The organism is Nocardia sp. NPDC047654, from assembly GCF_043205035.1.
Taxonomy (GTDB): domain Bacteria; phylum Actinomycetota; class Actinomycetes; order Mycobacteriales; family Mycobacteriaceae; genus Nocardia.
In genome coordinates, this window is record NZ_JBIDDF010000001.1 from 768,558 (window position 1) to 789,051 (window position 20,494).

The following is a 20,494-nucleotide window of genomic DNA, read 5'->3' on the forward strand; positions in this document are numbered from 1 at the left end:
CGTTGCGGAGGCCGATCAGACTCCGCTGGGATCGCGTCCGGTGACGCAGTACAGCGCGTCGGCCGGATCGCTCAGGACGATCCAATGCTCATGACGCTCCACCACGGTCGCGCCGAGCGACTCGTGCCACGCGGCGGTGGCTTCGATGTCGCTCGCGGCCAAGTCGACATGCGCGCTGGTCGGGCGGTTCTCACCGAGGCGCTGCAACAGCAGCTGCACGGGTAACTGCTGTTCCGCGGAGCGCAGGCGGGCGAATTCCGGCCGCCTGCCGGGCTGGAAAGCCCACCCGGTCAGCAGCTTCCAGAAGCGGGTCTCCACCTCGTGGTCGAGCGGGCCGATGTCGAGGCACACCTGGTCGAGGCGGGAGAACGTGCCGTCCGGAGCCCGGACGGCGGGTGCGGGCGTGCTCCTCGCGCGGCCGCTGGGCGTCAGGCAGAACGTCTGGCCGCCGGGGGAGCGCAGCACGGCGTAGTCCGGATGGTTGGCGACCAGCTCCGCCCCGAGGTCCAGGGCGGTGCGGACGGCGGAGGGGATATGGTCGACGTCCAAATCGAGGTGCACACCGCCCAGGCCGGTCACCGCTTGCATCTTGACGCTCGCCGCGGCGAACAGCGCGGGGTCGGGCAACAAGGTGAGGAACTCGTCGTTCGCACCGCGCCGAGGGGAGAGTTCGGTGCCGGTGACCGTGGACCAGAACTTCGCGCAGTCGTCGAAACGCTGCGTCGGGCGGTCCAGGAAGACCCAGATCCACCGAATCATGTGCACTCCTGTCTTGTCGCCCGCAACAACGGTGATCGTGGTGCGCGAGGTCCCATGCGACCCTAGGTACGCGTGCGCGCCTTGTCGAGAAGATACCGGCGCTCCCCCGATTGGCACGAATTCGATGGTATGTGGCATTTCCGCCACTCGATGCGTGAACATGATTCCGGCAGGCTCATCGGGTGACCGAACTGCGGACGCCGCCCCCGATTTCTCTCGACACCGCGCCGCGCCGGCGGTTGCATCCGGCATGGCTGGTCGCGGGCGTCGGTTTCATCGCGCTGCTGGGCGCGGCCGGATTCCGGTCGGTGCCCGGCGTGCTGATGGACCCGCTGCACGAGGAGTTCGGCTGGTCACACGCAACCATCGGGACCGCCGTTTCGCTGAATCTGCTGCTCTACGGTCTGATCTCACCGTTCGCCGCCGCGCTGATGGACCGTTTCGGCATCCGCAGGGTGGTGGCCTGCGCGCTGCTGCTGGTGGCGGCGGGCAGCGGGCTGACGGTGTTCATGTCCCGGCCGTGGCACCTGGTGCTGACCTGGGGACTACTGGTCGGGGTGGGTGTGGGGTCGATGTCGATGCCGTTCGTCGCGACGATCACCGGCCGGTGGTTCGTGCGTCAGCGCGGTCTGGTCACCGGGGTGCTCACCGCCGCGGGCGCGACCGGACAGCTGGTCTTCCTTCCGCTGGTTTCGGCGCTGGCCCACGCGCACGGCTGGCGGGTGCCGTCGCTGATCGTCGCGGCCGCGGCACTGGCCGTGGCGCCGCTGGTGCTGCTGTTCATCCGGGACTATCCGAGTGACCTGGGCGTGCGAGCGTATGGCGCCGAGCCGGACAGCACGGTGGGCCTTCGGGTACCGGCCGCCGGTGGCGCGTCGCGGGCGCTCACGGTGCTCGCCACCATCGCCCGCCGTCCCGGCTTCTGGTTGCTCGCGGGCGGGTTCGCGGTCTGTGGCGCGTCGACCAACGGGTTGGTCGGTACCCATTTCGTCACCGCCGCGCACGACCACGGTATGCCACCGACCACCGCCGCTAGTCTGCTGGCCGTGGTCGGCATCTTCGACGTGGCGGGCACCATCGCCTCGGGCTGGCTGACCGACCGGATGGACCCGCGTTACCTGTTGATCGGCTACTACACGCTGCGCGGTCTGTCGCTGCTGATCCTGCCCGCGCTGCTCGGTCCGGACACCCAGCCGAGCCTGTGGGTGTTCATCATCTTCTACGGCCTGGACTGGGTGGCCACGGTGCCGCCGACGGTCGTGCTGTGCCGCGAACTGTTCGGCGCCGATGGTCCGGTCGCGTTCGGCTGGGTGTTCGCCGCCCACCAGATCGGCTCGGCGGTGGCGGCCACCGGCGCCGGTGTCATCCGCGACCTGCAGGGCAGCTACGACCTCGCCTGGTATCTGGCGGGCGGTCTGTGCGGGGCCGCCGCGGTGATGTCGGCGGTCATCCGCAGGGCTCCGGCCCCCGGCGGGGGGTTCGGCTCGCGGTGAGTGGGCGCCGCGGGGAACTTCAGCCGTCGATCGCGTTGTGCGGACGCGACTCGATCGCGGTACGGGGACGGTCCCAGCGACTGGGCTCGTCCTTGCGGCGGGGTGGGCGATCGTTGGCGATCAGCACCGCGATCCAGGGCAGCGGGATCGACGCGACGATGATCAGGATGGACAGCAGCGGATTGCCGAACGTGCTGTAGGCGATCGCGGCGAGAACCAGGCACGGTATGCGGAACGCCATGATGATCGTGTACCGGCGCACTCTGGCCCGGTGCTGGTCCTCGAGAGAGGGCGCCGCCTCGGTGATCAGCACCGGGTGTTTGTCGTCATTGCCTGGGAAGTATCCGGGGGAACGGCGGGGCTGCGTCGGCATCGTCACGTCGGGGTGCTCTTCGCGGTCGCGGCCGTCGGCGGATCGGGAATCGCCGTTCTGCTGCATACCCCGAGTCTTCCACTCGCGCTCGATCCGCGCACATACGGTCGTCTTCCGCGCCGAGATCGTGGGGCACATCCGATGCGATCCCGCGATCGGCTTCCGCTCCGAGAATGTGGTCACCGCTGATGCGGCACCGTGCTCGGCCCGGTGCCGCGCGATGCGGCATCATGGAATGCGTGAGCACCGACACCATGGTTCGCCCGGATACGACGACCGACGAGACGACGGGCGACGACACCCCGAAGTTCTTCCACTATGTGAAGAAGGACAGGATCGCCGAGAGCGCCGTCATGGGCACCCACGTGGTCGCGCTGTGCGGAGAGGTCTTCCCGGTGACCCGCTCGCCCAAGCCCGGCTCTCCGGTGTGCCCCGAGTGCAAGAAGGTCTACGACGGCCTACGCAAGGGCGAGTGACACCTACGACTCGCCGGACGAGGACCCCGCTCCGCGTCGACCGAACATGACGTGCGAGCCGTCGGGCCCGGCCTCGTCCGGGCTCGCGGCGGCCTCGTTCCGGTCTGCCGTGTCCTCGTCGTCGGCTCCGCCCTCTCCCTCTCCCTCTCCGCGCACCTGGCTCGCGATCCACTCCTTCACCTGCTCCATGCGCGTCGCCCGGGCGGGCCAGAACTCCTGTACCGCCGCGTTGAACTCCGCGCCCAGGATCACCGCGAAGCCCAGGAAGAACGTGAACAGCAGGAACGCGATCGGCGTCGCCAGCGCGCCGTAGGTGACGCCGGTGCGGGTGACCCAGGACAGGTAGCGGCGCAGCACGTCGCTGGCCGCCATGAAGAAGACCCCGGCCACCAGGGCCCCGCCGAAGAGCCGGTGCCAGGGCAGCGAGGTGTGCAGCGCCAGCTTGTACAGCGTGGTCAGCCCGACGATCAGCAGCAGGCCGACGCCCGGGTAGTAGAAGAAATCCAGCAGTCCCAGTCCGGTCGCCCGCCACGCGGTGGGCAGCACCCGCCCGATCAGCGTCGGCCCCAGCGCCACCAGCGGCAGGATGAACACCGACGCCACGAGGAACAGCACATACAGCAACAGGGCGAAGATGCGCTGCCACACCGGGTGCCGCGCGTCCTGCTGGTCGTGCGCCTCCACGATCGAGTCGACGAAGGTCGCCATCGCCGACGACCCGGCCCACAGCGACAGCACGAAGCCCACCGACACCACCGCGCCGCGCCCGCGGCCGAGGACGTCCTGCACCGTTGGCTCGATGAGGTCGGAGACCACGTTCGCGCTGAACAGGTCCTGGCTGAACGCGATGATCTTGGTCTCGACGATCTGCACCGTGTCCGGGCCGAACCAGCCGCCGACGTAACCGAGGCTGCCGAGTACCCCGAGCAACAGCGGCGCCAGGGAGAGCGTCTGCCAGAACGCCGCCGCGGCCGACTTGGCGAAGATGGAATCGTCCCAGGCCTTCCGTGCCACCCGCACGATCAGCGCGGCGGCGCCGTTGCTCAGCACCGCCGCCCGCGCGCCGGCGCGGTCGGTCCAGGTGGGTGCGCGCGCGGCGGCGGCGCGGGGCGACGGTGCGTCGGTCCGCGGCGGATCGCCCGGGAGGGCGCGGTGCTCGGTCATCGTGCTTACAGCATCGCGCACTTCGGCGATCGGCATCGGACTGTGCGCGGGACGTGTCGATGCGCATCGGGTGAACTGCCGGCGTCCTGGCTGGTGGCCGTGTGATGCCCGTCGCGCCCGCCGCGTCGGTTTGGCGACACACCGTGGCGGGCCGCTAGGGTCGTCTGCGTGACTGGGTCGGGTGGCGCCGCTGTGGCGGGAGAAGCGGAGACGCCGGGCGATTCGACAGCGGCGAGTACCGTCGTCGGCGGCTCGCTCCGCGCCTGGCAGCGACGGGCGCTGACGAAGTATCTGGCCACCGGGCCGCGGGACTTCCTCGCCGTGGCCACCCCGGGCGCGGGCAAGACCACCTTCGCGCTGCGGGTGGCCGCCGAGCTGCTGGCCGACCGCACGGTGGACCAGATCACCGTGGTGGCGCCGACCGAGCACCTCAAGCATCAGTGGGCGCAGTCCGCCGCACGCGCCGGGATCGCGCTGGACTCGCGGTTCTCCAACTCCACCGGCGGCACCTCGGGTGACTATCACGGCGTCGTGGTCACCTACGCGCAGGTCGCCGCGCATCCCTTCCGCCACCGCGTACGCACCGAAAACCGCAGGACGCTCGTCGTTCTCGACGAGATCCACCACGCCGGAGACGCCAAGAGCTGGGGCGAGGCGACCGCCGAGGCGTTCGGCGACGCCACCCGCCGCCTCGCGCTGACCGGTACACCGTTCCGCAGCGACGACAGCCAGATTCCGTTCGTCGTCTACGAACCCGACGAGTCCGGGTTCCCGAAGTCCCGTGCCGACCACACCTACGGCTACGCCGAGGCCCTCGCCGACGGCGTGGTGCGGCCGGTGGTCTTCCTGGCCTATTCCGGCGAGGCGCACTGGCGCGACAGCGCGGGCGAGGAGTATTCCGCGCGTCTCGGCGAGCCGCTGAACGCCGAACAGACCGCCCGCGCCTGGCGGACCGCGCTGGACCCGGCGGGCGACTGGATCTCCGCCGTGCTGCGCGCCGCCGACATCCGGCTGCGCCAGAAGCGCGCCTCCGGTATGCCGGACGCGGGCGGTCTGGTGATCGCCACCGACCAGGACCGTGCCCGCGACTACGCGGAACTGCTCGAGCACATCTCGGGTGAGAAGCCCGCGCTGGTGCTCTCCGACGACCCGGCCTCCTCCAACCGCATCGCCGAATTCGGCAAGAGCACCCAGCCCTGGATGGTCGCGGTCCGCATGGTGTCCGAGGGCGTCGACGTCCCGCGCCTGGCCGTCGGGGTGTACGCGACCAGCGCCTCCACCCCGTTGTACTTCGCGCAGGCGATCGGGCGGTTCGTGCGTGCCCGCAAGCCCGGTGAGACCGCGACCGTGTTCCTGCCGTCGGTGCCGGTGTTGCTGGATCTGGCCGCGCAGCTGGAGTTGCAGCGCGACCACGTCATCGGCAAGCCGCACCGGGAGAAGAACGGTCTCGACGACGACCTGCTGATCGAAGCGAACAAGCAGCAGGACGAGCCGGGCGAGCAGGAGAAGTCCTTCGTCGCGCTGGCCGCCGACGCCGAACTCGACCAGGTGATCTACGACGGGTCCTCCTTCGGTACCGCGACTTTCGCGGGTAGCGACGAGGAGGCCGATTACCTGGGGATTCCGGGCCTGCTGGACGCCGAGCAGATGCGCGCGCTGTTGCGCGAGCGGCAGGCCAAACAGGTTTCCGAGCGCAGTGTGCCCGCACCTGTCCCCGATCCGGGCGCGCAGGTGGCCGGAGCCGCGGAGCGGGTGGCCACAGCCGATCGGCTGGGCGAGCTGCGACGTGAACTCAACAGCCTGGTGGCGATGCACCACCACCGCACCGGGAAACCGCACGGGGTGATCCACGGCGAGTTGCGCCGCGAGTGCGGAGGGCCGCCGACCGCGCTGGCCTCCGCCGAGCAGCTCGGTGAGCGCATCGCCGCGCTGCGCCGGAAATAGCCCGCGTCAGCCGGCGGGCCAGGCGGTCATGGCGCAGTCGATGGAGGCGGTGAGCTCCGCCGCCGACGCGCCGTCGCGTGCCTGGATGGACAGGCCGTAGAGAACCGTGGTGTAGAAACCGGCCAGCGCCGCGGTATCGGTGCCTTCCGGTAGGTCGCCCTCGGCGAGGCCGCGATCGAGCCGCCGCCGGAGGTCTTCGATGGTCTCGCGGCGCTTGTCGACAAGGAAGTCGCGGATGCCGGTGTTGCGGGTGGTGTAGGTGGATCCCGCCAGCACGACCATGCACCCGTGCGGCTTGTTCTCCTCGGTGTAAGCCCTCGCGTTGTCCCGCAGCATCGCCTCGACAGCCGCCCGCGCGGTCGGCTCCTCCCGCAACGCGCGGGCGGTGTAGCCGCCGTCGGTGTGCCCGTAGAGCTCCACGGCCGCGCGGAACAGCGCCTCCTTGCTCCCGAACGCGGCGTACAGGCTGGGGGAGTTGATCCCCATCGCGGTGGTGAGGTCGCTCATCGAGGCGCCCTCGTAGCCGTGCTCCCAGAACACTTCCATGGCACAGCGCAACGCCTCGGCGCGATCGAAAGCGCGCGGTCGTCCCCGTTCAGCCATGCCGGACCTTTCTGTGTCGATCGTTAAATATACCCCTTGACACCCGGGTGGACGATGCGCTTGGCTATTTATGTATTGATCGACACAGAAATTGGAGGAGTACCGATGTCGGACCTCACGGGCAAGGTCGCGCTGGTCACCGGGGGCAGTCGCGGGATAGGGGCGGCGATCGCGCGCCGCCTCGCCGCGGCGGGCGCGGACGTGGCGCTGACCTACCAGCACGCCGAAGGCCAGGCGAAGACGGTGGTCGGCGATGTGCGAGCGCTCGGCCGCCGAGCCGTCGCGATCCAGGCCGACAGCGCCGACGCCACGGCCGTGCGCGCCGCGGTGGACCGCGCCGCGGCCGAACTCGGCGGGCTGGACATCCTGGTCAACAACGCGGGGATCTTCCCGGCGAAGCCGTTCGAGGAGTTCACCCTCGCGGAGATCGACAACGCGCTCGGCGTGCACGCCCGTGCCGCGTTCGTCGGTGCGCAGGCCGCGGTCGCGCACATGACCGACGGCGGCCGGATCATCAGCATCGGCACCAACCTCACCGATCACGCGCCGTTCGACGGATTGACGCTCTACAACCTCAGCAAGTCGGCGCTCAGCGGCTTCACCAAGGCGCTGGCGCGCGAACTGGGCCCGCGCGCGATCACGGTGAACCTCGTCCAGCCGGGCTCCACCGACACCGACATGAACCCCGGCGACGGCGCGCACGCGCAGCGCCAGCGTGACCTCACCGCGCTGGGCCGCTTCGGCGCCGCCGACGATGTCGCGGCCGCGGTGGCCTACCTGGCCGGGCCGTCCGGTCGCAGCGTGACCGGCGCGTTCCTCACCGTGGACAGCGGCACCAACGCCTGATCAGCCGGAGAAATACCGTCCCGGCGGAATTCCGACCGCCCGCCGGAACGCCGCGACGTAAGCGCTCGGCGTCCCGTAGCCGACCCGGCCCGCGATCCGGGCGACCGGCAGGCCCGCGGCGAGCAGCGGCAGCGAAGCGGCCAGCCTGGCCTGCGTGCGCCACTGGCCGAAGCCGAGACCGGTCTGCGACACGAACAACCGGGCCAGCGTGCGCGGGCTGGCGGCGACGTGGACGGCGAACTCGGCGAGCGTGCGCGGGTCGGCCGGATCGGCGGTGAGCGCGTCGGCCACCTGCCGTGCCCGGGGATCGCTGGGCAATCGCGCACCGATCGGGATCACCGGGACGGGCTCGAGCAGATCGAACACGACCGCCTCGGCCCGCGTTCGCTGCTCCCGGCCGGTGTCGGTCGTGGTGAGCAGGTCGAACAGTTCATGCAGGAGCCGGGTCACGCGCAACATGGTCGGCGCGGCGAACTCGACCGGACAGCGGCGGGGGTCGAGGAAGATGCCGCGCATCGCGGCGCCGTCGGAGGTGCCGGTTCGGTGCGCGACGCCCGCGGGGATCCACAGCGCCCTGGTCGGCGGTAGCACCCAGCGGTTGTCGTCCACCTCGACCGCGAGGACGCCGCGCGAGGCCCAGGCGATCTGGTGTTGCGGATGCTCGTGCCGGTCGAACCAGTGCCTGGCGGGCAGCACTCCGACCCCGAACACCATGGCGGTCGCGCCCGCCGGAGCGGGATGGACTACGGCGTGGCCGTTCTGCGACACAACTTGTCACCGTAGCCTGTCGTGCCCGGCGCGATCCGTTCCTAGCGTCACAGGCATGGCGATGAACATATTTCACCGATTGCTGTGCCGCTCGTCGATGTGGGAGAAGACCAGCGCGACGCGCATCGTGCCGTGGGCGCTGTCCGGCCTCGACCTGGGCGCCGACACCGTGGAGATCGGTCCCGGCTACGGCGCCAACGTCTCCGCGTTACTGGCCCGGACATCGGCGCTCACCGGTGTCGAAATCGATCCGGCGCTGGCGACCCGGTTACGCGAGCGGCACGGCGAGGCGATGACGGTGATCGACGGCGACGGCGCCGACATGCCTCTGCCGCCGGGGCGATTCGACTCCGTGGTCTGCTTCACCATGCTGCACCACGTGCCGACACCCGACAGGCAGGACGCGCTGTTCGCCGAAGCCCTGCGGGTCCTGCGCCCGGGCGGGGTGTTCGCGGGCAGCGACGGGCTCGACGGCCGCCTGTTCCGGCTCATGCACCTCGGCGACACCTGTGTGCCCGTGCCGCCGGAGACCGCAGCCGACCGGCTGCGCCGGATCGGCTTCACCGATGTGCGGATCGACACCGGCGCTTCGAGTTTCCGCTTCCGGGCCAGACGGCCTGAGTGAGGTCCGAGCCCGGAAGCGGCCGGTACGAGCGGGTCGCGGGCTCCTCCCCGTCGGGTGCCCGGCGGGAAGGTCGGGGTGCGGAACCAGCCGGACGGTGGCTGCGGTCCGGGATCGGAGGAAAGCCGAAATCGAGGCGAGCCGGTTGGCTGGGCTGCGTTGCGCCGACCACGCCGGCTCACGGCTATGTCGCTCTTGCCAGTGGCCCGCACCCCGGCGGCAGGGACGCGTCAGCTGTCGCCCGGCCGTTCAGCCAGTCGTCGTTGTGAAGAATCGCCGCGGGTCCAGCGCACTGATCGGGGTCCACCGCGCCTGCGGTGCGGGCTCGTCCGAATCCATCGGCGTGGCAGCGAAATAGTCCTGGATCGCCAAGGCGAGGCGCGGATCCTCGTCGACTCGACGCGCCATCTCGTAGTAGACGGCCAGGACGTGGACGCACCGGGCCTTGCGTGCCGTGCACGAGCAGTCGGTGCCCGCGAGCTGCGGCCCGAGCGCGATTCCGGCCGCGCTGATCGCGCGGTGCGTGTCGTCGGTCAGCAGGGTCGGGTCCGGCGCGATCGCGGCTATCGCGGTGATCGTCTGCCGGGACAGCGGCGCCACCTCCACGTGGGTCAGCGACGCCTCGCCGCCGCGGTGGATGGTGGCCCGCACCACCCGGCCCTCGACGGTGGCTCGCACGCCGTTGTTGCGGGCGATGCTGCGCGCGCGGGGCAGCAGCGGGTCCGGCCGGGTCTGGCGCAGCGGCTCGGCCAGCCGCACCCAGTCCATGCCCCACGCCGTGTAGCCGAATTCGTTGTCCGCCATCAATTCTCCCTCTTGCGCCGCAGGATCTCGATCAGCCGGTCGTCGTCCAGGGCGGCCAGGGCCGCGATGCCCGCCGCGTCGCCCAGGTCGCGCAGCGCGGCCTTGCGGTCGTGCATGCCCGCGATGTGCTCCTCCACGGTGGTGGCCGAGGTGAGTGTGGTGACGGTGACCGTGCGGGTCTGCCCGATTCGGTGGACCCGGTCGGAGGCCTGGGCTTCCACCGCGGGGTTCCACCAGCGATCGAAGTGGACGACGTCGGCGGCGCGGGTCAGCGTGAGCCCCGTGCCCGCCGCCCGCAGGCTGAGCACCAGCACCGGCGGTCCGTCCTCGGCTTGGAACCGCGTGACGATCTCGGCGCGCTCGGCCTGGGAGAGCCCGCCGTGGAAGAACGGCGCCCGCACCCCGAACTGTTCACTCAGGTGCCGCACCAGCAGCTCACCGGTCTGGCGGTACTGCGTGAAAATCAGTGTCGGACTGTCGGTTTCGAGATTGGAGGCGACGATGTCGGTGCACAGGTCGAGTTTTCCGGAGCGGCCGGCCAGTTCGTGGAGTTCGCCGGTGATCAGCCCGGGATGGTTGCACACCTGCTTGAGAGCGGTCAGCGCCGCGAGCACGCGGCCGTGGCGCTCGATGCCCGCGCCGAATCCGTCCTCGACGGCTTTGTCGAGCAGGTGGTCGTAGAGCCGCTCCTGTTCGTCGGTGAGGTCGCAGAGCAGGTCGCTGTGGATCTTCGCGGGTAGGGCGGCGGCGACCTGGCTTTTTGTGCGGGCAAGCACCACGGGTTCGATGGTGTCGCGAAGACGCGCCGCGGCGGCCGCCGAACCCTCCTGGATCGGCCGCACGAAACGACGCCGGAACTGCGTCCGGTGCCCGAACAGCCGGGGCGCCACCAGGTGCAGCAGCGCCCACAGCTCCTCGAGGTGGTTCTCGACCGGCGTGCCGGTCAGCGCGACGGTCGCGGCCGCGTCGATCGCGCGCGCGGCCTTCGCGACCTGGGTGCGAGGATTCTTCAGCGCCTGCGCCTCGTCGAAGACGGCCGTCGCCCAGGCGTGCTGCGTCAGCAGCCGTCCGTGCAGCCGCAAGGTCGGATAGCCGGTGACGACGACGGTGGCGGCGTCGGCGTCGAGGCCACCACCGCGCCAGACGGCCACCCGCAGCCCCGGCGCGAACCGGCCGATCTCGTGTGCCCAGTTGCCGACCAGCGAGGTCGGGCACACCACCAGCTGTGGACCGCTCGGGGCGCGATCGAGCAGGAAGCCGATGGCCTGCACGGTCTTGCCGAGTCCCATCTCGTCGGCGAGCACCGCGCCGCCGTGCGCGGCCACGGTCTCGCGTAGCCAGCCGATTCCGCGTGCCTGGTAGGGGCGCAGGCGCGCTTTCAGCGTCGCCCGCAGCTCCGCGGCGATGGCCTCGGTGTCGTGCAGTACGCGCTGCGCGCGGTGCGCGGAGACGATCGCCGTGCCGGACGCGTCGGGGACGGCGTGCGCGGCGATGGGCAGCGCGTCGGTATCCGTGCCGGGTGGCTCCCCGGCCAGTGCGGAGCGCACGATGCGCTGCCAGGCCGAGACGGACTCTCCGGAGTGCTCGATCGTCGAGTCGGCGAAGGTCACGGGGTCCACCAGGACGGCGTCGACGTCGGTGACTTCCAAGGTTCCGCCCGCGGCGGCCGGGACGGCCAGCTCGAGGGTCTCGCGGTCACCCGGACCCGCCGGGGCCGGACCCGTAGCGTGTCCCATCCAGGTCCAGAGTGCGAACATGTGCCGATCCGGTAGGTAAGTGGCATGTGTGCTGGGCAGAACGCACCCCTTTGAATCAACGTATGGCGTACGGAGTAAAGTGACAACGTACACCGTACCGAGTTTGTTCCGAGGAGTAGGTGAACGACGACATCGCACCCGACCAGGCGAGGCAGCTGATGGGCCTGCTCTGGCGGCACGAACTTCCACCGCGTCCGGTGGGGCGCGGCCCGAAGCAGACGGTCACCGTCGACGCGGTGGTCGCGGCGGCGGTCACGCTCGCCGACCGGGAGGGCTACGAGAAGGTCTCCATTCGCACGGTCGCCGCCGAGCTGGGCCTGCGGCCGATGAGTTTGTACACGTACGTGCCGAGCAAGGACGCCCTGGCGGTCCTCATGGTCGACGCGGTGGCCGACGAGGACCCGCCGATACCTGCGCATCTACCGCCCCGTGAGCGCTTGGCCGCGGTGGCCCGCCGGGTCCGCGCGGAGTTCGTGGCGCACCCCTGGCTGCTCGAGGTGCCGCCCTGGCGGCTCGTGCTCGGGCCGGGACGGATGCGCCGCTATGAGCGGCAGCTCGCCGCGATCGAGGGGCTCGGCATGCCGGACGTGGTGATGGACCGGGTGATCGCCGTGCTGTCGGAGTTCGCCGCCGGGAATGCGCGCATGGCGGTGGCCGCTGCCCGCGAGACCGGGCGGATGAGCGACGCGGAGTGGTGGGAGGTGCACGGGCCGCTGCTGGCCGAGGTCATGCCGCCGAGCCGGTTCCCGCTCTCGTCGCGCGTCGGGGCGACGGTCGGCGAGCTGTACCAGGCGCCCGCCGACCCGGACGGCGCGTTCGAATACGGCCTGGCCCGGCTGTTGGACGGCATCCTCGCCGGAGTGTCCGGGGACTGATCGCCGCCCCGGACACGCCGACAGCGGACGACCTGTGGGTCGCCCGCTGCCGGTGGAAACGGTGTTCTGTTGTCCGATGCTGTTGTGTCAGGACGCGAGGAGCAGATCAGAGTGCGGGAGCGGACTCCGTGTCGATCACGGCGTCCAGCTCACGCAGCCGATCCATGTGTTCGTTCGCGTGGTGCTGGCAGAAGAGCAACTCTCCACCCGCGGGCAGTACGGCACGCACTCGGGCAGCCGCCCCGCAGCGGTCGCAACGATCGACCGCGGTCAGTGGGGTGCTTGTCAGGGTTCCTGGCATGACTCCTCCGTCCTGGCTCCCGGTCCCGACGACCGTTCACCTGGTGTGGGGCCCGTGGTCACTCACCACGAGCTCGCTACCGCTACTTCCCAGCAGGGGTATGACTACTCTGTCAGACGTTCGGGACGGGGGACTTTGTTCCCGCGTATGAAGCAGTGTGTTTTCGATAACACGACCAGGGATTTCGCTACGGGCGAACGCCACAGGTCATGTCGTCGATGTGCACTGCGTCACACTCTCGATCGGCCGATCCAGTTGTCTACCGGGAGATTACCCGTGACCTATGACACTCACACGCTTGTTCACCTATGCACTTCGGAGGAATGGCTTTCCGCTCGGCAAACGGGGGAGTACCGTGCGCCCTCGCTCGCCGAAGCGGGATTCATCCACCTCTCGTCGCCGCAGCAGGTGCACCTGCCCGCGAACCGGTTGTTCCGAGGACGGCGCGATCTGGTGTTGCTGCGTATCGATCCCGGTCGGGTCGGGTCGCCGATCGAATGGGAGCCGGGGGTGCCGACCGATCCGGCAGCGATGCTCTTCCCGCACCTGTACGGGCCTCTGCCGGTGGCAGCGGTCACGGGCGTCGAGGAGTACCTGCCCGAGGCGGACGGGACCTTCGCCCCCCGTGCGGAGTGACTATCGCTCCCGGATCTCGCGCGCCACGATGGCGGCTTGAACCCGCGACCGCACACCCAGTTTCGTCAGCACCCGGGAGACATGCGTCTTGACGGTCGTTTCGCCGATGAACAGCCGACCTGCGATCTGCGCGTTGGACAGGCCGTCGCCGAGACAATCGAGCACTTCGCGTTCCCGGTCGGTGAGTTCGTCGAGCCCGGCGGGAGCCGGTTGCGCGGCAGCCTGATTCGACGAGGCGAATACCGAGATCACCGCTCGCGTCACTTCCGGAGCCAGCACGCCGTCACCCGCCGCCACCGCGCGCACCGCCTCGACCAGTGCCCGCCCCGACGTGGATTTCAGCACGAATCCCGAGGCGCCCGCGCGCAGTGTGCGAAAGACGTACTCGTCCACATCGAATGTGGTCAGGATGAGCACCTTCGCCAGGCCGTCGGCGGTGATCCGCTCGGTGGCGGCGATCCCGTCCATCCCCGGGCATCCGCACGTCCATCAGCACCACCTGCGGCCGTAGCGCTTTGGCCTGTGCCACCGCGACATCGCCGTCGGCCGCCTCGCCGACCACCTCGATGTCGTCCTCGACGTCCAGGATCATCCGCAGGCCCGCGCGGATCGCGGCGTGGTCGTCGGCGATCACCACCCGAATCGTCATGCGGCACCGTCGGAGCCGAGCGGCAGTCGGGCCACGACTTCCCAATGACCGGAATCCGTTCCGGCGCATAAGCTTCCGCCGAGCGCTCCGGCGCGCTCGCGCATGTTCGGCAGACCGCGCCGCGTGGCTGCGGCCGCCGGGTGCGGCCGCGCCGATACGGTCCGGTTGCGGACGGATATCCTCAGCATCTCGTCTTCGGCCCGCACGTCGATGCGGACCTCCTGTCCCGGTGCGTGTTTCATAGCGTTGGTCAAAGCCTCCTGCACGATGCGATAGGCGGTCTGGTCGACCGCGCTGGGCAGCGACGCGCCGTCCAGCGCATCGCGCACTCGCACCGAGATGCCCGCCGCGCGTGCGGCGTCCACCAGGATCGGCAACTGGGCGAGGGTGCGCGGTGCGGCGACCTCCGCCGCGGTGTCGTCGCTGCGCAGCAACCCGATCATGGCGCGCATCTCCTCCAGCGCGCTGACGCTGTTGGAACGAATGGATCGCATGATTCCGGCCACCGCGGGGTCGGCGTCGCGGCGGGCAAGCACCCCGAGCGCCGCCTCCGAGTGCAGCGCGATGGCCGACAGATGCCCGGCGATCACGTCGTGCAGGTCGCGCGCCATCGTGGTGCGCTCGTCGGCGATGGCCGCGCGGCGGTCGAGTTCGGCGACCAGGGTGAGCGCCTGGGCCCGGCTGCGCTCGGCATGCGCGACCTCCTTGTGCGTGCGCACCGAACTCGCCCACCAGATCGGCGTCGCGACGAAACTGAACGCCCCTACCAACGCCAACGCGACTGCGCGCGGGTCGCCGGTCAGCGCGAGAGCCGACACCACGACCATGCCGCAGAGCACCGACCAGGACAGGGCCGTGATCCGTGACGTCCGGCGCCCGCCGTAGAGCACAGCCGCGTAGATCAGGTCGGCGTAGATGATCCACACCGACACCGTGGCGCCGAGCAGGATGTCCACCGAAAGGGGCAGGAGCCCACCCAGCATGGCCGCGACCGGCGTCCGGCGCCGGGCGAAGGTCGCCAGGCACAGCGCGGCGAGCACGCCGAAACGCACCCACAACGACACCTGCTCGCCCCGCTCGGTCATCGTGGACAGGCCGGAGAGGTACAGCGCGGCGCCCCCGGCGAACGCGATCACCGCGCCCAGCGCATCCCGTGTCCGCTCCGGCACCTCCGACCAACGCCGCACGCCTCCATCACAGCACAGCGCCCGCGACGCGCCATCGGCCGAAGTGATGACCGATCGGGCCGCGGGCCGGGGGATCCGGTTAGTCTGGAGGGTGTGAACGTCGACGTCACCGCACTACCCGGCATCGGTGTCCGCAAGGACTTCGAAGTGCGCTCCGGTCGCCGAATCGGCGTGGTCGCCCACCGCGACGGTGATATCGACCTGATCGTCTCCAAGCTCGAGGACCCCGACGCCTGTGCCGCCCAGATTCCGCTGACCACCGATGAAGCGGCGGTCCTGGCCAACCTGCTCGGCGCGCCGCAACTGGTCGCCAAACTCAACGACGACCACCGGGACCTGCCCGGGATCACCACGCGCCAGCTGCCGATCGGGGACAACTCCCCGTACGACGGCCGCACCCTCGGCGAGACCGAGATGCGCACCCGCACGAAGGTCTCCATCGTCGCCGTCATGCGGGCCGGGCAGCTGCATCCCTCGCCCGGTCCCGATTTCACCTTCACCGCGGGCGATCTGCTCGTGGTCGTCGGCACGCCGGAGGGCTTGGATGCCGCCGCGAAGATCTTGACGCACGGCTGAGCCGTGACGGACACCGCGCTCGCCCTGATCGAGCTCGGAGCGGTTCTTTTCGTTCTCGGCATGCTAGGGCGTGTCGCAGGCCGAGTCGGTATGTCGCCCATCCCGCTGTACCTGCTCGGCGGTCTGGCCTTCGGCCAGGGCGGTCTCATCGAACTCCGGGCCGCCTACGACTTCGGCCACGTCGCGGGCGAGATCGGCGTGGTGCTGCTGCTGTTGCTGCTCGGTCTGGAGTACACGGCCGTGGAGTTGGTGACCGGGCTGCGCCGTTCCTGGCCGGCCGGTCTGATGGACATCGTGGTCAACGCGTCCCCCGGTGCGGTAGTGGCGCTGATGCTGGGCTGGGGCCTCAACGGCGCGATCACGATGGCGGGGGTCACCTACATCTCGTCCTCGGGCATCGTGGCGAAAGTCCTCGACGACCTCGGGCGCCTCGGCAACCGGGAGACACCGGTCATCCTGTCCATCCTCGTGTTCGAGGACTTGGCGATGGCGGTCTACCTGCCGATCCTCACCACGGTGCTGGCCGGGCTGAGCTGGGTCAGCGGGCTGCGCGCGCTGGCGGTGGCGCTGGTCACCATCACGCTGGTCCTCGTGGTGGCCCTGCGCTACGGACGGTACGTGTCGGCGATCGTGGACAGCGCCGATCGGGAGGTCTTCCTGCTCACCCTGCTCGGCGCGGCGCTGCTGGTGGCGGGCGCCTCCTCGGCGCTGAGCGTGTCGGCGGCAGTCGGAGCGTTCCTGCTCGGCATCGCGATCTCCGGCTCGACCGCGCGCGCGGCGGTGAAAATGCTGGAACCGCTACGCGACCTGTTCGCGGCCATCTTCTTCGTGGCGTTCGGCTTGAGCACCGACCTTCGATCGATCCCCCCGGTATTGGGGTGGGCGATCGTGCTCGCCGTGGTCAGTGTCGTGACGAAGGTGGCGACCGGGTGGTGGGCCGCGGCGCGGGAGGGCATCCGGCACCTCGGCCGTGCCCGCGCGGGCGCGGCCCTGGTCGCCCGGGGGGAATTCTCCATCGTCATCGCGGGACTGGCCGTGAGCGCGGGTGCGATGGACGGTCAGCTCACCGCGCTCGCCTCGACCTACGTCCTGCTGATGGCGGTGCTGGGTCCGATCGCGGCGCGGGTGGTCGAGCCGGTGGTCGGGCTGTTGCGCAACCGCGGCCGTCCCGAGCCTTCGGTGTCCTGATCAGCTCCGCGCCCAGCGGGCCTTGCGCGCGGCCGTCCGTTCCAGCCGGTGCCAGAACAGGCTCGCGGTCGCGCCGACCGCCAGCCCGATCACGGCGGCGCACAGATGGCCGTAGTCGGTGAAGGTCGGTTCCACCCACAGCGCCGCGCCGAGCGCCACGAGGATCGTCCCGGCCCACACCGCTCGCACCCGGCCACGGAACCGGAACGCCAGCGCCGCGAGCACGGCCGAGAACCCGTAGCTGGTGCCGACATCCGCGGCGACGGCCACCCGCAAGGGAATGACGCCGCGGTCGATGGCATGGGCGATGCCGGTGACGGTCAGCAGCGTCGCCCCGATGTGGCCGGTCGCGAACAGCAGAATCCAGCGCCCGGTGCCCAGCCAGCGCTCCGCATAGGCCATGACGACCAGGAAACCGGCGATGGTCGCCCAGGGAAAACCGCCTTCGGTCCAGAACGCCGAGGCGACCAGCACCTGAACCGGGTTGTGCCGCATGTTGTACAGGTTGGTCGACGCCGAGAAGATCAGCCTGCGCTCGACCGAGTCTCCGACCCCGCGCAACGTCCACCATGTGACGAACAGCGTGAACGCGTACGCGGTGCTCGCGGGCGCGGCGCCCAGATGCCCTCGGATCGCGGGCAGGATCCGGCGCGGCGATTCGGGACGGCGCAGCCATACCCAGGTGTCACGCAGTTCGGCGCGCAGGTCGGCGGTCTGCGTCCACGGCGACCGCGGTACGGGCGAAGTCGAGGGCGGGGCAACCACCCCGCAAGTGTGCCGCGCCGGGCGTACGCCTGCCGTGAGGCCCCGTGTGCGCTGCGTCACGGCACGAGCGAGGGTCGTCGGTACGAACTCGGCGAAAGTCGCCCCACGATCGGTCCAGGGGGCCGTAGCGAGGGATCCGGAATCCGATCGCGCTCACACGAGCGACCCGGTCACCCGAAGCACGACGCCCGCATCCGCCGGGCCGCTGGAGGAATCGAGCGGCGCGACGAATACGGGCGTCGAGGCGATGCGAGCTAGTCGAGGTAGTCCCGCAGGACCTGGGAGCGGCTGGGGTGGCGCAGCTTGCTCATGGTCTTGGACTCGATCTGGCGGATGCGTTCACGGGTGACCCCGTAGACCTGGCCAATCTCGTCGAGGGTGCGGGGCTGGCCGTCGGTGAGCCCGAAGCGCAGCCGGACAACGCCCGCCTCGCGCTCTGACAGCGTCTCCAGCACCGACTGGAGCTGGTCCTGCAGCAGCGTGAAGCTCACCGCGTCCACGGCGACCACGGCCTCGGAGTCCTCGATGAAGTCGCCGAGCTGGCTGTCGCCCTCGTCGCCGATGGTCTGGTCCAGCGAGATGGGTTCACGCGCGTACTGCTGGATCTCCAGCACCTTCTCCGGCGTGATGTCCATTTCCTTGGCCAGTTCCTCCGGCGTCGGCTCGCGGCCGAGATCCTGGAGCAGCTCACGCTGGATGCGGCCGAGCTTGTTGATGACCTCCACCATGTGCACCGGGATGCGGATGGTGCGGGCCTGGTCGGCCATGGCGCGAGTGATGGCCTGCCGGATCCACCAGGTGGCGTACGTGGAGAACTTGTAGCCCTTGGTGTAGTCGAACTTCTCCACCGCGCGGATCAGACCCAGGTTGCCCTCCTGGATCAGGTCGAGGAAAGCCATGCCGCGGCCGGTGTAGCGCTTGGCCAGCGAGACGACCAGGCGCAGGTTGGCCTCGAGCAGGTGGTTCTTGGCCCGGTTGCCGTCGCGGACGATCCAGTTGTAGTCGCGGCGCATCGCGACCGGCAACTTCTCGCCCTGCTCGGCGAACTCGCGCACCTTCTCCGCAGCGTAGAGGCCCGCCTCGATCCGCTTGGCGAGTTCGACCTCCTCCTCGGCGTTGAGCAGCGCGACCTTGCCGATCTGCTTGAGGTAGGCGCGGACCGAGTCGGCCGAGGCGGTGAGTTCGGCGTCCTTGCGGGCCTGCCGCAGCGCCTCGGACTCCTCCTCGTCCCAGACGAAGTCGCCGGAGGCCTTGTCCGCGGGCGTCGGTTCCTCGGCTTCCTCGGTCTCCGCCTCCTCGGCCACGTCGACCAGATCGTCGCCCTCGGTGAGGTCCTCTTCGGAGACTTCCAGATCGCCGAGATCGTCGAGATCGAGCGACTCGTCCTCGATCGCCTCGTCGGTGCCGGGCTCGCCGTCCGGGCCCGCCTTTTTGGTGGTGGCCTTCTTCGCCGGAGCCTTGGTCGCCTTCGCGGCCTTCTTGGCAGGCGCCTTCTTGGCGGCGGCCTTCTTCGCCGGAGCCTTCTTCGCGGCAGCCTTACGGACCGGCCGTGCTGCGTTTACATCTGCGGAGTCGGCATCGGCCGAGTCGGCGGTCTGACGGGTATTCGTGGCTACCACGTACGCCCTTTCGTGACGGTCTCGTGCGGCGTCACGCCAGAGTAGTGTTCCGGCGGAGCGATCTGTCGGGTTTCACCGGCGGAGGGCCGGTCGGGGTTTCTCCGGCTCAGCCGGGCACGTTCCATTGTAACGATCTAACCAGGGTACCTACGGCACGATGTCGGTGGCGGCATCCTCGCCGTACCCGCGCGCCTCACGGTGCGACTCCTCCCGCGATCGCCATGGCGGCGCCGACGATGCCCGCGGTGTTGCGCAGGCGGGCCGGGATGACGGGGGTCCGATTGGTGAGCAGCGGGATCCACTGCTCGGCGTCGCGGCTGATGCCCCCGCCCGCGACGAAGACGACGGGGAAGAACAGGTCCTCCAGCGTGGTCAGCACCAGGCTGACCTGCGCTGCCCACTGCTCGTAGCTCAGGCCGTCGCGTTCCTTGATCGAGGCCGCCGCGCGGTGCTCGCTCTCCATGCCCTGGACCTCCAGGTGGCCGAGCTCGGTGTTGGGCACCAGCGTGCCGTGGTAGAGCAACGCGGAACCGATGCCGGTGCCGAAGGTCAGCAGCAGCACCAGACCGGCGAAATCGCTTGCCGCGCCGTAGCGGTCCTCGGCCATGCCCGCCGCGTCCGCGTCGTTGAGCACGGTGACCGGACGACCGCCGAGCGCGGTGGAGAACAGCGCCCGCGCGTCGGTCCCGATCCAGGATTTGTCGATGTTCGCCGCGGTGCGCGCCACTCCGCCGGTCACCACCGCGGGCAGCGTGAGGCCGACCGGCCCGGTCCACCCGGCCTCGGCGACCAGCTCGGCCACCGCCTCCGCCACGGCACCCGGTGTCGCGGGGTGCGGCGTCGCGATCTTGATCCGCTCGTGGACCAACTCGCCGGTGGCCAGATCGACCGCGGCGCCTTTGACACCGCTGCCGCCGATATCGATGCCGAATGCGTGCCCCCGAGCGGACATGACTAACCCCTCGTTCCCTGTGCTGGCCGGTGTGATGACAGCGCTGCACGGGGCCCACGACGCCACTGCGGGCGCTGCGAATGGGATGCCCGACGACGGCGCTGTGTCGTGCACGACAAGAGTAATGGGACCACGGG

At 70.1% G+C, this 20,494-nt stretch carries 21 protein-coding genes and 1 pseudogene; 9 read left to right on the forward strand and 13 right to left on the reverse strand.

Annotation, left to right across the window (positions count from 1 at the left end):
* Positions 1–15 precede the first annotated feature (15 nt).
* Positions 16–759, reverse strand: coding sequence for a VOC family protein (locus tag ACGF7Y_RS03650; RefSeq protein ID WP_393228809.1), 744 nt, complete (start codon positions 757–759; stop codon positions 16–18).
* Between the two features lie 182 nt (positions 760–941).
* On the opposite strand from ACGF7Y_RS03650, the gene ACGF7Y_RS03655 reads away from it, so the two are divergent.
* A complete protein-coding gene (locus ACGF7Y_RS03655) occupies positions 942–2,252 on the forward strand; it encodes an MFS transporter (protein ID WP_393228811.1) in 1,311 nt (436 codons plus the stop codon).
* A 19-nt stretch (positions 2,253–2,271) separates the two neighbouring features.
* On the opposite strand, the gene ACGF7Y_RS03660 is transcribed toward ACGF7Y_RS03655, so the two are convergent.
* Complete coding sequence (locus tag ACGF7Y_RS03660; RefSeq protein WP_040867981.1) at positions 2,272–2,625, reverse strand: DUF3099 domain-containing protein; 354 nt, start codon at positions 2,623–2,625, stop codon at positions 2,272–2,274.
* 239 nt (positions 2,626–2,864) lie between these two features.
* On the opposite strand from ACGF7Y_RS03660, the gene ACGF7Y_RS03665 reads away from it, so the two are divergent.
* Positions 2,865–3,101 carry a DUF3039 domain-containing protein gene (locus ACGF7Y_RS03665; RefSeq protein ID WP_040867979.1) on the forward strand — a complete coding sequence of 79 codons (237 nt, stop codon included), beginning with the start codon at positions 2,865–2,867 and terminating at the stop codon, positions 3,099–3,101.
* 3 nt (positions 3,102–3,104) lie between these two features.
* Here ACGF7Y_RS03665 and ACGF7Y_RS03670 read toward each other — a convergent pair whose 3' ends face one another.
* Positions 3,105–4,265, reverse strand: a complete 1,161-nt coding sequence (locus ACGF7Y_RS03670) for a YihY/virulence factor BrkB family protein (protein WP_393228813.1) — start codon at positions 4,263–4,265, stop codon at positions 3,105–3,107.
* 192 nt (positions 4,266–4,457) lie between these two features.
* Between ACGF7Y_RS03670 and ACGF7Y_RS03675 the strand changes: the two genes are divergently transcribed.
* A complete protein-coding gene (locus ACGF7Y_RS03675; RefSeq protein ID WP_393230922.1) occupies positions 4,458–6,209 on the forward strand; it encodes a DEAD/DEAH box helicase in 1,752 nt (583 codons plus the stop codon).
* 6 nt (positions 6,210–6,215) lie between these two features.
* Here ACGF7Y_RS03675 and ACGF7Y_RS03680 read toward each other — a convergent pair whose 3' ends face one another.
* Entirely contained in the window at positions 6,216–6,812 is a 597-nt protein-coding gene (locus ACGF7Y_RS03680) for a TetR/AcrR family transcriptional regulator (RefSeq protein ID WP_393228815.1), read from the reverse strand.
* A 105-nt stretch (positions 6,813–6,917) separates the two neighbouring features.
* On the opposite strand from ACGF7Y_RS03680, the gene ACGF7Y_RS03685 reads away from it, so the two are divergent.
* A complete protein-coding gene (locus tag ACGF7Y_RS03685; protein WP_393228817.1) occupies positions 6,918–7,658 on the forward strand; it encodes an SDR family NAD(P)-dependent oxidoreductase in 741 nt (246 codons plus the stop codon).
* On the opposite strand, the gene ACGF7Y_RS03690 is transcribed toward ACGF7Y_RS03685, so the two are convergent.
* Positions 7,659–8,426: a helix-turn-helix domain-containing protein gene (locus ACGF7Y_RS03690; RefSeq protein ID WP_393228819.1), complete on the reverse strand. Its 768-nt coding sequence runs from the start codon at positions 8,424–8,426 to the stop codon at positions 7,659–7,661.
* Between the two features lie 55 nt (positions 8,427–8,481).
* On the opposite strand from ACGF7Y_RS03690, the gene ACGF7Y_RS03695 reads away from it, so the two are divergent.
* Entirely contained in the window at positions 8,482–9,051 is a 570-nt protein-coding gene (locus ACGF7Y_RS03695; RefSeq protein ID WP_393228821.1) for a class I SAM-dependent methyltransferase, read from the forward strand.
* A 246-nt stretch (positions 9,052–9,297) separates the two neighbouring features.
* Here ACGF7Y_RS03695 and ACGF7Y_RS03700 read toward each other — a convergent pair whose 3' ends face one another.
* Positions 9,298–9,852 (reverse strand): SWIM zinc finger family protein, encoded by a 555-nt coding sequence (locus tag ACGF7Y_RS03700; protein ID WP_393228823.1) that lies wholly within the window; start codon positions 9,850–9,852, stop codon positions 9,298–9,300.
* A complete protein-coding gene (locus ACGF7Y_RS03705) occupies positions 9,852–11,609 on the reverse strand; it encodes a DEAD/DEAH box helicase (protein ID WP_393228825.1) in 1,758 nt (585 codons plus the stop codon). The genes ACGF7Y_RS03700 and ACGF7Y_RS03705 overlap by 1 nt, the downstream gene beginning before the upstream one ends.
* Before the next feature lie 158 nt (positions 11,610–11,767).
* Between ACGF7Y_RS03705 and ACGF7Y_RS03710 the strand changes: the two genes are divergently transcribed.
* Positions 11,768–12,484 (forward strand): TetR/AcrR family transcriptional regulator C-terminal domain-containing protein, encoded by a 717-nt coding sequence (locus ACGF7Y_RS03710; protein WP_393230925.1) that lies wholly within the window; start codon positions 11,768–11,770, stop codon positions 12,482–12,484.
* A gap of 106 nt (positions 12,485–12,590) precedes the next feature.
* Here ACGF7Y_RS03710 and ACGF7Y_RS03715 read toward each other — a convergent pair whose 3' ends face one another.
* A complete protein-coding gene (locus tag ACGF7Y_RS03715) occupies positions 12,591–12,785 on the reverse strand; it encodes a hypothetical protein (RefSeq protein WP_036538000.1) in 195 nt (64 codons plus the stop codon).
* Positions 12,786–13,061: 276 nt separating this feature from the next.
* Between ACGF7Y_RS03715 and ACGF7Y_RS03720 the strand changes: the two genes are divergently transcribed.
* Complete coding sequence (locus ACGF7Y_RS03720) at positions 13,062–13,421, forward strand: DUF952 domain-containing protein (protein ID WP_393228827.1); 360 nt, start codon at positions 13,062–13,064, stop codon at positions 13,419–13,421.
* On the opposite strand, the pseudogene ACGF7Y_RS03725 reads toward ACGF7Y_RS03720, so the two are convergent.
* Both ACGF7Y_RS03725 and ACGF7Y_RS03730 read right to left on the reverse strand, forming a co-directional pair.
* Positions 13,422–14,070, reverse strand: a pseudogene (locus ACGF7Y_RS03725) (response regulator).
* Positions 14,067–15,257, reverse strand: coding sequence for a sensor histidine kinase (locus ACGF7Y_RS03730; RefSeq protein ID WP_393228829.1), 1,191 nt, complete (start codon positions 15,255–15,257; stop codon positions 14,067–14,069). The pseudogene ACGF7Y_RS03725 and the gene ACGF7Y_RS03730 overlap by 4 nt, the downstream one beginning before the upstream one ends.
* A 93-nt stretch (positions 15,258–15,350) precedes the next feature.
* On the opposite strand from ACGF7Y_RS03730, the gene ACGF7Y_RS03735 reads away from it, so the two are divergent.
* Together ACGF7Y_RS03735 and ACGF7Y_RS03740 are read left to right on the forward strand one after the other, a co-directional pair.
* Positions 15,351–15,833, forward strand: coding sequence for a cation:proton antiporter regulatory subunit (locus ACGF7Y_RS03735; RefSeq protein ID WP_040867823.1), 483 nt, complete (start codon positions 15,351–15,353; stop codon positions 15,831–15,833).
* Between the two features lie 3 nt (positions 15,834–15,836).
* Positions 15,837–17,021, forward strand: a complete 1,185-nt coding sequence (locus tag ACGF7Y_RS03740) for a cation:proton antiporter (RefSeq protein ID WP_393228831.1) — start codon at positions 15,837–15,839, stop codon at positions 17,019–17,021.
* On the opposite strand, the gene ACGF7Y_RS03745 is transcribed toward ACGF7Y_RS03740, so the two are convergent.
* From ACGF7Y_RS03745 to ppgK, 3 genes are all read right to left on the reverse strand, one after another.
* On the reverse strand, positions 17,022–17,786 hold the full coding sequence (locus tag ACGF7Y_RS03745) for a rhomboid-like protein (RefSeq protein ID WP_393228833.1): 765 nt from the start codon (positions 17,784–17,786) through the stop codon (positions 17,022–17,024). It abuts the gene before it with no gap.
* 254 nt (positions 17,787–18,040) lie between these two features.
* Positions 18,041–19,405 (reverse strand): RNA polymerase sigma factor, encoded by a 1,365-nt coding sequence (locus ACGF7Y_RS03750; protein ID WP_063050143.1) that lies wholly within the window; start codon positions 19,403–19,405, stop codon positions 18,041–18,043.
* Positions 19,406–19,598: 193 nt separating this feature from the next.
* Positions 19,599–20,357: a polyphosphate--glucose phosphotransferase gene (gene ppgK, locus ACGF7Y_RS03755; RefSeq protein ID WP_393228835.1), complete on the reverse strand. Its 759-nt coding sequence runs from the start codon at positions 20,355–20,357 to the stop codon at positions 19,599–19,601.
* Positions 20,358–20,494: the final 137 nt, after the last annotated feature.

Bases quoted from the DNA above. Each gene is read 5' to 3' on its own strand.
- ACGF7Y_RS03650 (WP_393228809.1), bottom strand. From the start codon at position 759: ATGATTCGGTGGATCTGGGTCTTCCTGGACCGCCCGACGCAGCGTTTC.
- ACGF7Y_RS03660 (WP_040867981.1), bottom strand. From the start codon at position 2,625: ATGCCGACGCAGCCCCGCCGTTCCCCCGGATACTTCCCAGGCAATGAC.
- ACGF7Y_RS03670 (WP_393228813.1), bottom strand. From the start codon at position 4,265: ATGACCGAGCACCGCGCCCTCCCGGGCGATCCGCCGCGGACCGACGCA.
- ACGF7Y_RS03680 (WP_393228815.1), bottom strand. From the start codon at position 6,812: ATGGCTGAACGGGGACGACCGCGCGCTTTCGATCGCGCCGAGGCGTTG.
- ACGF7Y_RS03685 (WP_393228817.1), top strand. From the start codon at position 6,918: ATGTCGGACCTCACGGGCAAGGTCGCGCTGGTCACCGGGGGCAGTCGC.
- ACGF7Y_RS03695 (WP_393228821.1), top strand. From the start codon at position 8,482: ATGGCGATGAACATATTTCACCGATTGCTGTGCCGCTCGTCGATGTGG.
- ACGF7Y_RS03700 (WP_393228823.1), bottom strand. From the start codon at position 9,852: ATGGCGGACAACGAATTCGGCTACACGGCGTGGGGCATGGACTGGGTG.
- ACGF7Y_RS03705 (WP_393228825.1), bottom strand. From the start codon at position 11,609: ATGTTCGCACTCTGGACCTGGATGGGACACGCTACGGGTCCGGCCCCG.
- ACGF7Y_RS03710 (WP_393230925.1), top strand. From the start codon at position 11,768: ATGGGCCTGCTCTGGCGGCACGAACTTCCACCGCGTCCGGTGGGGCGC.
- ACGF7Y_RS03715 (WP_036538000.1), bottom strand. From the start codon at position 12,785: ATGCCAGGAACCCTGACAAGCACCCCACTGACCGCGGTCGATCGTTGC.
- ppgK (WP_393228835.1), bottom strand. From the start codon at position 20,357: ATGTCCGCTCGGGGGCACGCATTCGGCATCGATATCGGCGGCAGCGGT.